The organism is Macrococcus epidermidis, assembly GCF_003259695.1.
Taxonomy (GTDB): Bacteria; Bacillota; Bacilli; order Staphylococcales; family Staphylococcaceae; genus Macrococcoides; species Macrococcoides epidermidis.
In genome coordinates, this window is sequence record NZ_PZJH01000003.1 from 172880 (window position 1) to 186475 (window position 13596).

At 36.4% G+C, this 13596-nt stretch carries 13 protein-coding genes; 11 read left to right on the forward strand and 2 right to left on the reverse strand.

Features of this window, described 5'->3' with window-relative positions:
* Positions 1–56: 56 nt before the first annotated feature.
* On the reverse strand, positions 57–728 hold the full coding sequence (gene modB, locus BHU61_RS08615) for a molybdate ABC transporter permease subunit (protein ID WP_111716179.1): 672 nt from the start codon (positions 726–728) through the stop codon (positions 57–59).
* A 94-nt stretch (positions 729–822) separates the two neighbouring features.
* On the opposite strand from modB, the gene BHU61_RS08620 reads away from it, so the two are divergent.
* The 7 genes from BHU61_RS08620 to BHU61_RS08650 all read left to right on the forward strand — a co-directional run bounded on the left by BHU61_RS08620 (position 823) and on the right by BHU61_RS08650 (position 6114).
* Positions 823–1779, forward strand: coding sequence for a lactate/malate family dehydrogenase (locus BHU61_RS08620; RefSeq protein WP_111716181.1), 957 nt, complete (start codon positions 823–825; stop codon positions 1777–1779).
* Positions 1780–1894: 115 nt separating this feature from the next.
* The gene (locus tag BHU61_RS08625; protein ID WP_170122515.1) at positions 1895–2494 is read left to right on the forward strand and encodes a C39 family peptidase; all 600 of its coding nucleotides are present in this window, start codon (positions 1895–1897) and stop codon (positions 2492–2494) included.
* Positions 2495–2504: 10 nt separating this feature from the next.
* Positions 2505–3647, forward strand: coding sequence for an acyl-CoA dehydrogenase family protein (locus tag BHU61_RS08630; protein WP_111716184.1), 1143 nt, complete (start codon positions 2505–2507; stop codon positions 3645–3647).
* A 132-nt stretch (positions 3648–3779) separates the two neighbouring features.
* Entirely contained in the window at positions 3780–4709 is a 930-nt protein-coding gene (locus BHU61_RS08635) for an ABC transporter substrate-binding protein (protein ID WP_111716186.1), read from the forward strand.
* Positions 4710–4825: 116 nt separating this feature from the next.
* Positions 4826–5377 (forward strand): biotin transporter BioY, encoded by a 552-nt coding sequence (locus BHU61_RS08640; protein ID WP_111716187.1) that lies wholly within the window; start codon positions 4826–4828, stop codon positions 5375–5377.
* A 133-nt stretch (positions 5378–5510) separates the two neighbouring features.
* The gene (locus BHU61_RS08645) at positions 5511–5852 is read left to right on the forward strand and encodes a hypothetical protein (RefSeq protein ID WP_111716189.1); all 342 of its coding nucleotides are present in this window, start codon (positions 5511–5513) and stop codon (positions 5850–5852) included.
* Positions 5827–6114, forward strand: a complete 288-nt coding sequence (locus BHU61_RS08650; protein WP_111716191.1) for a hypothetical protein — start codon at positions 5827–5829, stop codon at positions 6112–6114. Before BHU61_RS08645 ends, BHU61_RS08650 begins: the two co-directional genes overlap by 26 nt.
* A 35-nt stretch (positions 6115–6149) precedes the next feature.
* Here BHU61_RS08650 and fdhD read toward each other — a convergent pair whose 3' ends face one another.
* The gene (gene fdhD / locus BHU61_RS08655; protein ID WP_111716193.1) at positions 6150–6941 is read right to left on the reverse strand and encodes a formate dehydrogenase accessory sulfurtransferase FdhD; all 792 of its coding nucleotides are present in this window, start codon (positions 6939–6941) and stop codon (positions 6150–6152) included.
* 191 nt (positions 6942–7132) lie between these two features.
* Between fdhD and BHU61_RS08660 the strand changes: the two genes are divergently transcribed.
* Genes BHU61_RS08660 through narI form a run of 4 tightly spaced genes read left to right on the forward strand, consistent with a single transcriptional unit; the run spans position 7133 to position 13585 of the window.
* Entirely contained in the window at positions 7133–10807 is a 3675-nt protein-coding gene (locus BHU61_RS08660) for a nitrate reductase subunit alpha (RefSeq protein WP_379883842.1), read from the forward strand.
* Positions 10797–12347, forward strand: coding sequence for a nitrate reductase subunit beta (narH, locus tag BHU61_RS08665; RefSeq protein WP_111716195.1), 1551 nt, complete (start codon positions 10797–10799; stop codon positions 12345–12347). The genes BHU61_RS08660 and narH overlap by 11 nt, the downstream gene beginning before the upstream one ends.
* Positions 12340–12918, forward strand: coding sequence for a nitrate reductase molybdenum cofactor assembly chaperone (gene narJ, locus BHU61_RS08670; protein WP_111716196.1), 579 nt, complete (start codon positions 12340–12342; stop codon positions 12916–12918). Before narH ends, narJ begins: the two co-directional genes overlap by 8 nt.
* Positions 12911–13585 carry a respiratory nitrate reductase subunit gamma gene (gene narI / locus BHU61_RS08675; protein ID WP_086037887.1) on the forward strand — a complete coding sequence of 225 codons (675 nt, stop codon included), beginning with the start codon at positions 12911–12913 and terminating at the stop codon, positions 13583–13585. Before narJ ends, narI begins: the two co-directional genes overlap by 8 nt.
* Positions 13586–13596 lie beyond the last annotated feature (11 nt).

Below are 13596 nucleotides of genomic sequence, written 5' to 3' on the forward strand. Positions count from 1 at the left end.
TTTGAATTTTTATGATTTATATGTTAAAGTACTGTCAATATTTCTTAAGAGAAAAGCTATCTTCTAAGTAACTGTGTGGTCATCATCAACAGGAAAGAAAGTATGATCATAATTGCAACCCATCCCCAGGCAAGTGTCATATCATTATTATCAATAGCGACATAGATTGCTGTTGGCATTGTTTCGGTGATGCCTGGAATATTACCTGCAAATATAAGCGTGGCTCCAAATTCACCGATTGCTCTGGCAAAGGATAATAATATGCCGGTCAGTAAAGCAGGCTTAGCAAGCGGTAAGATGATATTTGAGTAAATCTGTCTTTTTCTTGCGCCGTCTACAACTGCAGCATTGATGATTGTTTGAGGTACTTGTTCGATTCCAATTTTAAGTGACTGATACATGAGTGGCAGTGCGACGAGTGTTGATGCAAGAATAGCAGCATATATTGTAAATATTATTGGCTGATTGAAGAGTTGTTCGATGAAACTTCCTATTATACTTTTCTTTCCAAATATTATTAATAATATAAACCCGACGACTGTGGGAGGTAAAACCATAGGTAACATTATGAGAGATTCTAAAATAGATTTCCCTGGAAATGATCTGGTGCCTATAAAATAATGCAGCGATATACCGATGATAAGACTAAGGAATGTTGCAACTGTAGCGACTTTTAAAGAAATGAGAATTGGCGATAAAAATGTATCGCTAGTAATAAGTTGTTGCATTGCTACCCTCCTTATCTTTTCTTCCGGTTAAAGATTTAAGCTTATTATAGCACTATATATGTTTCATGATAATAACACGATGGAGGGTAAATATATGAATAGTAAAATTGGAATAGTAGGTTTAGGACATGTAGGCTCACAAGTATTAACAGAAGTCATTCAACTCGGAATATTTCGCGAAATTGTAGGCATTGATATTATTGAACATCTTTCTGACGGAGAAGCACTAGACCATCAACATACCCGTTCATTATATAGTACAAATAATGTGAATATAAAAGGTGGCAGCATTACAGATTTAAACGATGCAGATGTGATTATTATTGCAGCTGGAGAAAGTATTCAACAAGGATCAGAAGCACCAGATCGAACGCTATTAACTGAAGCAAGTACACGCGTTATCCGTGATGTTATGGGGCAAATTACTAAAGTTACAAAAGATGCGATTGTTATCATCATTACAAATCCGCTTGATACAATACTGTATATTGCTCAGACTGAGTTTGATTATCCAAAAGAAAAAATCTTTGGGACAGGTACAACTTTAGATTCAGCAAGGCTACGCAGTGTAATTGGTGATTATTATAATGTCGATGCTAAAAGCGTGCAGGCCAATATGTTAGGTGAACATGGAATGACTGCTTTTCCTGCTTTTTCTAAGATTACGATTGATGGTATTCCAATAAGTGAATATACACAAATCGTAGGCAAAGAATTAATAAATGAAGATGAAATAAAGGATTACGTTGTGCAGGTAGCGAATGATGTACTTAACTATAAAGGGTACACGAATGCAGGAATTGCAAAAGTAGCTGCAACGTTAGCAAAAGCAGTAATTCTTGATGAAAGAAGTGTATTTCCGGTTTGTACAGTAATTGACAAAGAATATGGTTACAGTGGAGATGTCGCCTTCAGTATACCATCAATAATAGGTAAAGATGGTGTGGTACAAAAGTTAGAAGTTGTGTTAAATGAAAAAGAATTAAAATTACTGCATGATTCTGCTTCATATATTAAAGAAATTATTGCAAAAGCACAAAAAGTGAAATAGCCATTAATACATTATTGGAGAGACGAAAGTCTCTCTTTTTGTGTGAACAATATATTTGATTATTCATGGAATTTGCTATTTAATTACAGATAAGAAGAGACAGGCGGCGATGATAATGAATAGATTAATACTTAATATTAAACCGAAGACACAGTGGTTTCCTCATTTTTATCTATTAGGATGTGAAGCAGTAGCAGTGTCGATGGGATTAAGATACAAAGGTGTTAAATTATCTGCAAGAAAGATTTTAGCTGAAATTCCGAAACATAAAACAAATCCTTTTAAAGGCTATGTTGGACCGAAACGCATCATCAAAACGGACCGGCATCAAACTGTCTTTCCGAACGTGATGGTGGATTATTTAAAACCTTATTATACAGCGCAAGATAGTACGGGAAAATCAATGGCAGAATTAGAACAAGCAATTTTGAATAATCACTCTGTCGTACTTTATGCCACACATTTTAAAGTTGAGCCCATTTTGAGAGAATTTAAAGTTGAAGGACGAATGCTGGAATTCGTATCTAATATACATATTACGTTACTTGTAGGTATGGATGATAAATACTATTATATGATTGATCCATTATGGGCAAAATTTGGATGGATTAAACTTCCGGCACTTTTTCCGATGAAGCAACAATTAATAAAAGTGAAAAGAAAGACATTAGAGAAAAGATACGAGAATGCAGGCCGAATGAGTATTATTATTTGAGGTGAGTGAAGTGGAAGAAACATTGTTTTTAGAGACAGAATTAGAAAGAAAATGGCGTGATCTATTTCATCAGAATAAAGAATGGATTGAGAAGAGTGCACGAGATGCAGATTTTTATGCTGAACTCAATCATAAATTGATAGACTGGCTCATTGCACATGATTATCACAAATTAACACTTCCGGTAGAACATGGTGGTATGGGTGCTAATATTAAAGAACTGATTTATATACAAGCGCAACTCGCACAGCTCGATGAATCAACGGCATTATCGATTGGATGGCATCTCGGTATTGTAGGTGAAGTGTTTGAAGGTGATTTATGGCCAGAAACAATGATAACTGAATTTATTGATGATATTCATAAAGGTGCCATAACGAATCGCATAGTGTCAGAAAGTGAAATGGGTAGTCCGACAAGAGGTGGTAAACCAAGTACGAATGCGCAACTCATCGATGATAAATATGTGATAAACGGTACGAAAACATTCGCCTCTATGAGTGAGCGACTTACACATTTTATTGTAGGTGCCTTTGATCCAGAACTTAAAGCGATGTGCTTTTATTATGTGCCGAGTCATTTAGAAGGTATTGAAATTGTGAATACTTGGGATATGGTGGGCATGCGGGCGACAGCGAGTCACGATATTATATTTAATAATGTTACGATACCAAAAAATTATTTGCTGGAAGTAAACCGCGAACGTCGACCGAATACATGGTTAATGCATATCCCTGCCATTTATCTCGGTATGGCAGAGCGCGCTGTAGATGAAGCGGTAAACTTCAGCATGCACTATCAACCCAATTCTATCGATACTTCTATTTCTGAAATTCCACATATTCAGGATAAAATAGCAAAAATGGAAATATTAAATATGCAATCACGTCACTTTATCTATCATGCATGTGATATGCATTTAGCAGGTAAAACAGATGGCTTAGGGGAAACATTTGGGCTCGCAAAATATATTGTCGTCAATAATGGACTACAAGTAATTGATTTGAGTATGCGTATTTTCGGTGCGAAAAGTTTAGAGCAAACACGTGTTATGGAACGATTATATCGCTCAATGCGTGCAGGTCTTCATAATCCACCGATGGATGATGCTGTAGAAAGAATGATAGTGAATAAAATATTGCGTAAAGCATAGACTTGGATGCCCAAGTCTATTCTTTTTGTGTAAAATTGATATATTTTAATTTGAAAATAACATTTGATTAATTTCTAAAAGCATTTATAATTAAATGGTATTGATAATCAATCTCAATTAGGAGGATGGAAAATGAAAAAGTTTTTAGCGTTACTAATCGCATGTATTATGGTACTTGCAGCATGTGGTGGTACGAGTGATAAAAAAGAATCAAAAGACACTTCAGGGAAAGCGGAAATGGTAGATTTCAAATTAGATAATGGTAAGACAATCAAGATTCCGAAAGAACCGAAACGAATTGTAGTAATGGGCGCAAGTTATGTCGGAAATCTATTAGATTTAGGTGTTAAACCAGTAGGTGCTGATCAGTATGCATTCCAATCAGACATTTTAAAACCTAAATTAAAAGGTGTAGAAAAATTAAATGCGGGTGAAATTGAAAAAATTATTAAATTGAAACCTGACTTAATCTTAACGTTCGATACTGATAAGGATAATTCAAAATATGCTAAAATTGCACCAACAATTCCTTTTACGTATACAAAGCATGGCTATTTAGATGTGCATGAATTATTAGGTAAAATTGTCGGTAAAGAAAAAGAAGCGAAAGCTTTTGTGGATCAATGGAAAGAAGAAACGAAAAAAGATGGTGAAGAGATAAAGAAACATTTAGGAGACGATAAAACGTATTCTATCTTCCAGTTCTTCCAAAAAGAAATATATGTATACGGAGATAACTGGGGTCGTGGATCAGAAATTATCTATCAGGCTTTTGATTTAAACATGCAGGATAAAATTACGAAAGATGTTAAACCTACAGGCTGGAAAAAAGTTTCTGCTGAAAGTTTAGGCGATTACGCAGGCGATATCGTACTTGTATCTAGTGATACAGGCAAAATTTCAAATACAGTAACTGAGTCTAAAGTATGGAAAAACATGGATGCTGTAAAAAATAATAAAGTCGTACAATATGATGCGGAAGATTTCTGGTTCAATGATCCAATTTCTTTAGAGCACCAAAGAAAAGTATTAAAAGAAGCATTGTTAAAATTAGAAAAATAAATTATTTCAAGCTGAGACTGATGTCTCAGCTTTTTAATTACAATTGTAAACTTATTATTTATTTAGGTTAACACTATTGCTATAATAAGATTATTCTGTCAGAAAAGAGGATGATTATGAAAACAAAAGATTTGGTCATTGTCGGCATGTTTACCGCATTAATTGCTGTTTTAGGCTTATTACCACCAATAAGTATTCCAGGTATTCCAGTACCATTTACATTTCAGAATTTAGGTTTTATTTTAGCGGGTTGTTTATTGGGTAGTCGATTAGGAGGGTTATCTGTTCTTATCTTTACAATCTTAGTAGCTATTGGACTACCAGTATTGTCAGGTGGCCGTGGTGGTTTTGCTTTATTTTTTGGTCCGACGGGAGGTTACATTCTTTCGTTCACACTGATTGCTTTTTTAATCGGACTATTTGTTGAACGTATGAAGTCTCCAAAAGTGTGGCAAGTGTTCCTGATTAACGCATTAATTGGCGCATTTTTATGTAATTTAATCGGTGGTACGTTTATGGCATTTAATTTAAAGCAGGATTTATTCACTGCGCTTAAATCAGTGATGGTATTTATCCCTGGTGATTGTATAAAAGCACTGATTGCAGCAATACTTGCTGTAAAGTTACGTAATAACCCATCTATTCAAAAAAGTTTACGCATAAATTAATATGCGTAAACTTTTTTTCTTGTATAGAAAAGGAAATATTACATTATACATGTTAATATGATGATAATCATATACATATTTATTACGTTTTTCCTATGATTTAAGAAATATATATAAGAGAGTGGGAAATAAATTGGAAACGATAGCAATGCGCTTTTCTCGTAAAGATGTGGAAATAATGAATGGAAAAGATTTCAGAGTGCCTGATGTGTTATTGATAAAACCATGGTATATTTCAAAATACCATCAGGAAAGAAAAAGTTGTCAGCATATTAAACAGTTGATTACACAAAACCAACTAGAAGTAGAAAAAACGTATGAGGTAAAAATTAAGCTGATAGATCAAAGAACGATTAAACATGTGGATCAATATACATACGAATTAAATTATTATTTTGATGATGTACTGAAAGCAACGGTGATATCAACTTACATAGAAGAGGTGTCTCATGCAGTTTCAAATCACATTGGATGAATTAAAACAATACCGAGATGCAGTTGCTGAAGATTCGGATGATGCATTAATAGAAAAGAAAGTACCTGGTAATTTAGTGATGCATAAAGTAATAACATTACTCAATGTTCCCGAAGTGATTTCTAACCAGGCAACGTTCAAAAATGAGGTGTTCGTACACGAACGACTATTCCTTGATCTATTTCAGGCAAACGACGTGATTGAATATAAAGTGACATATGGCAGACAGCTAAAGTTAGCTGGTACGATTCAATTAAAATAAAGTAGAGGACTTAATGATTAAGTCCTCTACTTTATTTATTCAGTTATTATTCTTTCAGGATGACTGTAAACATTAAATGTATCATTTCGTACAAAACCTACAGCAGTAATATTTAAGTCTTCTGCAAGTCCTATTGCTAAATCAGTAGGAGCAGATTTACTTAATATTATACCGACGCCAATTTTAGAAGCTTTTATTAAAATTTCTGAAGAAATTCTGCCAGAAAAGATGAGTATTTTATCTTTAATCGAGATGTTATTTAATATACAGTGTCCGTACAGTTTGTCGAGTGCATTATGGCGACCGATATCATTGCGGTGTAAGTAGAAATCTTGTCCATCACTGAGTGCAGCATTGTGTAGGCCGCCAGTCACTTTAAAATCTGTACTTTGACTTTGCATCGTATGCATCAAATGAAAAATTTCATCAGGTTTGATTGAACGTGTTGTCGTAGCAACTTTTGACGTTTTCATATCATTGACAAAATAAAACTGGCGACTTTTGCCACAGCATGAACTGATCATGCGTTTCGTAAACTGGCTTTGCGTTGTATCCACTTCATGTGCTAATTCGATATGACATAATCCTTTAGAATCATCAAGATGAAAATTTTTTATATCACTATGTTTTCTAATGACGCCTTCAGATGCTAAAAATCCCATTGTAAGTTCTCTTAAATATTTCGGTGTACATACAATTGTAGCGAATTCTTCTCTATTCACATATAACGTCAAGGGAAATTCATTCGCAATTGTATCCTCAACGTTTATAAGTTTACCATCTATATATTTCATCATTTTTCTATGTTGATATACTTCATGACTCATTCAATCAACTCCTATATACATATTATATTACAGTACATTTAAAAATTATATGCTGTAATAGACTTGCTCCTACAATTGTTTGTCCTAGGGATTCCCCTACATGCTTAGGGAAATCCCCAATAGTAATCATTTGTGAAACGTTTCATAATCTATGGTAAGAGGGCAAAACTGCAATTAAAGGAGTGTTATGAATGGCAATTGGTACGGGATTACGTTTTTTTAAACCTACAGAAAGATTTAATGGCAATTGGTCAGTTTTAGAAGAGAAGAGTCGTGAATGGGAGAAGATGTATCGACAACGCTGGAGCCACGATAAGGTAGTACGTACGACGCACGGAGTAAACTGTACAGGATCATGTTCATGGAAAGTATTTGTGAAAAACGGCATTATCACATGGGAAAATCAACAAATTGATTATCCTTCATGTGGTCCTGATATGCCTGAATTTGAACCACGTGGTTGTCCACGTGGCGCATCATTCTCATGGTATGAATACTCACCATTACGTATTAAGTTTCCATATGTACGTGGTGTATTATGGCGCCTTTGGCAACAAGCTTTAGAAGAACACGGAGACCCTGTTCGCGCCTGGCAATCAATTGTTGAAGATCCAGAAAAAGCACGTAGCTATAAGCAGGCACGTGGTATGGGTGGACATGTACGTGTTAATTGGAGAGAAGTGACGCAACTGATCGCATCTCAACTAATCTATACAATCAAGAAATACGGTCCAGACCGTATCGCAGGTTTTACACCGATTCCAGCCATGAGTATGATCAGTTACGCAGCTGGGGCACGTTTCATCTCATTACTTGGTGGAGAAATGTTATCATTCTACGACTGGTATGCCGATTTACCACCAGCATCACCACAAATTTGGGGCGAACAAACAGATGTACCGGAATCAAGTGACTGGTACAATGCAGGATATATTATCATGTGGGGTTCTAACGTACCATTAACACGTACACCAGATGCTCACTTTATGACTGAAGTTCGATACAAAGGGACAAAAGTTGTTTCTGTAGCACCAGACTATGCTGAAAACGTAAAATTCGCAGATAACTGGTTAGCACCAAACCCAGGTACAGATGCTGCTCTTGCGCAAGCAATGACGCACGTTATTTTAGATGAGTTCTATGAACAAAGACAAGAACCGATGTTTATTAATTACGCAAAACAATACACAGATATGCCTTTCTTAATAATGTTAGATGAACATGAAGACACTTTAAAAGCAGGCCGTTTCCTACGTTCGAGTGATTTAGGTGACACAAGTGAACATAGCGAATGGAAACCTGTGGTATTCGATGATATTTCCAAACAAATTGTTGTACCGAATGGAACAATGGGACAACGTTGGGAAAAAGATGTGAAATGGAATATTAAATTAGAAACAGCAGATGGTACGAAAATTGATCCATCAATGACGATTAAAGATAATGAACATGAAGTTGTTGAAATTGTGTTCCCATTCTTTGATAATGCAGGCAACGGAACATTCAAACGTCCGATTGCTGCAAAGAAAGTAACATTAGCAAATGGAGAAACAAAATACGTTGCAACAATTTATGATTTAATGTTATCTCAATACGGTGTTAATCGATTCAATACGGATTTAGAAGCGAAAGGTTATGACGATGAAACTTCAATCTACACACCAGCATGGCAATTAAAAGTAGCTGGTGTTAAACCATCAGTGGTTGTTCAAATTGCACGTGAATTTGCACAAAATGCAATTGATACTGGTGGACGCTCAATGATTATCATGGGTGCAGGTATAAACCACTGGTTTAACTCAGATACGATTTATCGTTCAGTATTAAACTTAGTAACGCTTTGTGCAACACAAGGTGTAAATGGCGGAGGTTGGGCACATTACGTTGGACAAGAAAAATGTCGTCCAATTGAAGGCTGGTCAACAATCGCATTCGCAAAAGACTGGTCAGCACCACCACGTCTACAAAATGCGACAAGCTGGTTCTACTTTGCGACTGACCAATGGAAATATGAAGAAGCGGGTGTTGATACTTTAACATCACCTTTAGCTGAAAACGTAAAATTTACACATCCTGCTGATTATAATGTATTAGCAGCCCGTTTAGGATGGTTACCATCATATCCACAGTTCGATAAGAACAGTCTGTTATTTGGCGAAGATGCACGTGACGCAGGAAACTTCACGAATGAAGAAGTGTTGAAACGTGCTGTAGAATCTGTGAAATCACGTGAAACAAAATTTGCAGTAGAAGATCCTGATGCGAAACAAAACCACCCGAAAACATTATTCGTATGGCGCTCAAACTTAATTTCAAGTTCAGCGAAAGGTCAAGAATACTTCATGAAACATTTATTAGGTACGAAACACGGCTTGCTTGCAGAACCAAATGAACGTGAGAAACCAGAAGAAATCACTTGGAGAGAAGATACTGAAGGTAAATTAGATTTACTGGTAGCACTTGATTTCCGTATGACGACAACACCTTTATATGCCGATGTCGTATTACCGGCAGCAACATGGTACGAAAAACATGACTTATCTTCAACAGATATGCATCCATTCGTACATCCATTCAACCCAGCGGTTGATCCACTTTGGGAATCTAGAAGTGACTGGGATATTTACAAATCAATTGCAAAGACATTCTCTGAAATGTCAGAACGCCATTTACCAGGTACGTTTAAAGATGTCGTAACAGCACCTCTTGCTCACGATTCACAACAAGAAATTTCAACACCAATGGGTATTGTTCGCGACTGGACAAAAGGTGAAGTTGAACCGATTCCAGGTAAGACAATGCCAGGGTTTGCAGTGGTAGATAGAACATATACAGATGTTTATGATAAATACGTATCAGTTGGACCATTACTTGAAAACGGTAAAGTCGGTGCCCATGGTGTTGCTTTCAGCGTTAAAGAACAATACGATGAGTTACGTTCGATGGTAGGAACGTATGAAGATGATACAGTGAAAAATGGTAAACCGAGAATTGATACAGCAAAACGTGTTGCAGACGTGATCTTAAATGTATCATCTGCAACGAACGGCCAAGTATCTCAAAAATCATATGCTGATTTAGAAGAACAGACAGGTATGGCATTAAAAGATATCTCAGCAGAACGTGCAGCAGAAAAAATTACCTTTGCAAATATTACTGCACAACCACGTGAAGTAATTCCGACAGCAGTGTTCCCGGGCTCTAATAAATTAGGACGTCGTTATTCACCATTTACAACAAATATTGAACGATTAGTACCTTTTAGAACGTTAACTGGACGTCAAAGTTACTACATCGATCATGAAGTATTCCAGCAACTTGGTGAAGCTTTACCAGTGTATAAACCTACATTACCACCTATGGTATTCGGTACGAAGGATAAACAGATTAAAGGTGGCGTAGATAGTTTAGTGTTACGTTACTTAACGCCACACGGTAAATGGAATATTCACTCAACATATCAGGATAACCTTCACATGTTAACTTTATTCCGTGGTGGTCCAACGGTTTGGATCAACAACGAAGATGCAGCAAGTCATGAAATTTATGATAATGACTGGTTAGAAGTATATAACCGAAATGGTTTAGTAACAGCACGTGCGGTTGTTTCTCACCGTATGCCACGTGGCACAATGTTTATGTATCATGCACAAGATAAACATATTCAAACACCAGGCTCAGAAATTACAGATACACGTGGTGGTTCACATAATGCACCGACACGTATTCACTTAAAGCCAACGCAACTTGTTGGTGGATATGCGCAAATTAGTTATGGATTCAACTACTACGGACCAATCGGAAACCAACGTGACGTTTACGTTGCTGTTCGTAAGATGAAGGAGGTTGATTGGCTTGAAGATTAAAGCTCAAGTTGCAATGGTGATGAATTTAGATAAATGTATCGGCTGTCATACATGTAGTGTGACATGTAAGACGACATGGACAAACCGTCCGGGTGCTGAATATATGTGGTTTAACAACGTAGAAACGAAACCGGGTATCGGTTATCCGAAACGTTGGGAAGATCAGGAGCAATATAAAGGTGGATGGCAATTGAGTCGTAAAGGAAAGTTAGAGCTGAAATCTGGTTCAAAACTTTCTAAGATTGCTTTAGGTAAGATCTTCTACAATCCTGATATGCCGGAAATGAAAGATTACTATGAACCATGGACGTATAACTATGCAGATTTAACGAATGCAAAAGAGAAAAAGCACTCTCCAGTTGCACGTGCAGAATCACTAGTTACAGGTAAGAAAATGGATTTAGAATGGGGACCAAACTGGGAAGATGATTTAGCAGGTGCTCATATTACTGGTCCAACTGATCCGAACATTGAAAAAATCGAAGAAGAAATCAAATTTAATTTTGAACAGACGTTTATGATGTATTTACCACGTTTATGTGAACACTGTTTAAATCCAAGTTGTGTCGCAAGTTGTCCGAGTGGTGCAATGTATAAACGTGATGAAGATGGTATTGTCCTTGTAGATCAGGATGCATGTCGCGGATGGCGCTATTGTATGACAGGTTGCCCGTATAAAAAAGTTTACTTCAACTGGAAAACAAATAAAGCAGAAAAATGTACATTCTGTTTCCCACGTGTTGAAGCAGGTCTTCCGACAGTATGTTCGGAAACTTGTACTGGTCGCATGCGTTACTTAGGGGTGTTATTGTATGATGCAGATAAAGTATTAGAAGCAGCATCCGTTACAGATGAAAAAGATTTATATCAATCTCAACTTGATTTATTCTTAGATCCGTTTGATCCAGAAGTAATTGCTCAGGCTGAGCGTGATGGTATTAGTCAGGAATGGATTGAAGCAGCGCAAAATTCTCCAGTCTATAAATTAGCAATTGAATATAAACTGGCATTTCCATTACATCCTGAGTACCGTACATTACCAATGGTTTGGTATTGTCCGCCACTTAGTCCGATTATGAACTACTTTGAAGGAAAGGATTCAATTAAAAATCCGGATATGATTTTCCCGGCAATCGAAGAAATGCGTTTACCAATTCAATATTTAGCGAATATGCTGACAGCAGGAGATGCTGAAACAGTGAAGCGCGCATTACAAAAAATGGCCATGATGCGTAGTTATATGAGAGCAATTTCAAGCGGTAAAGATTTCGATGAATCAAGACTTGATCGTGTTGGTTTAACAGCACAACAAGTAAAAGCAATGTATCGCTTACTTGCAATTGCTAAACATGAAGATCGTTTCGTCGTTCCAACATCACATAAAGAAGGTTATGTAAATACGTATAGCGCTCAAGGTGGCGAAGGTTATACAAGTGACAACTTCGGAGCAGATTGTGATGGTTGTGGACCAGTACCAGCTGGTAAATCAGGAAAAGAAGTGTATGAAGATAACTTCTACGGAGGCATTTGGCGTGATTGATTTAAATAAATTATACGAGTATAAAAAGTCATTCGGATTTTTTAGCCACCAACTCGTTTATCCTGAAAAATTAAACTTCCATCCTAAAGCTTTTGAAGGTGTGTTTGATAACAATCATCCAGCTTATGAAGCAGTCAACCAATACTGGAAAGATATGCATGAAATTAGTCTGTCAGAAATACAGGAAGTCTATACGTCTACATTCGATTTTGAGAAGAAGACGACACTATATATGACATTCGTGAAGTTCGAAGACAAAAAAGAGCGCGGACAAATGCTCGCACGATTAAAAGTATTATATGAAATGTTCGGTTTAGAAATGCCGTCATCTGAGCTATCGGATTTTTTACCATTAATGTGTGAATTTATTTATGCAGCAGAATGGCGTGGTGATGATCGTGCTGAAGAAAGTATGCAGCTAGTACTTATGGTTATTGAAGATGGTACTTACAATTTACTTAGTGCTTTAGAGAAGATTCAAAGTCCATACTACAATTTAATCCTTGCTATTCGTGAAACTTGTAAAGCGTGTCTATCAGTAGACGAAAAAGAGGTGACATCACATGCTTAGTCAATTACTATGGGTAATCTTTCCATACGCATGTATTGCTATATTTATCATCGGTCATATTTTCCGATTTAAGTATGATCAGTTCTCCTGGACTGCAAAATCAAGTGAGTTTGTAGAAAAGAAACAATTGATGTGGGGTAGTATTCTATTTCACTTAGGTATTATTCCCGTTATTATGGGACATATTGTCGGACTTGGCATTCCTGCAAACTGGTTAAGAGCAATTGGTATAAATGATCATATCTATCATATCGGAGCGGTATACATTGGAAGTATTTTTGGTATTGTAACGTTAATCGGTATGTTATTATTAACAGCAAGACGTATCACGAATCAAAATGTAAGACATTTAAGTTCTGCATCAGACATATTAGTAAACTTATTGTTATTATTGATTGTATTCTTAGGTTGTTATTCAACAATTGTAACTAATGCTACAACGCCAGATTTTGATTATCGTGCGACCATTTCAGAATGGTTTAGAGGTTTGTTAATTCTTAGACCTCAGGCAGAATTTATGTTAAATGTACCACTAGCATTCAAACTGCATGTCATCTCTGGATTCTTAATTACAGCATTATGGCCATTTACACGACTTGTACATGTGTGGAGTGTGCCGGTAAACTATGTGGGTCGTAGTCATATTATTTATCGTAAACATAGATAACGGTTAGGAGA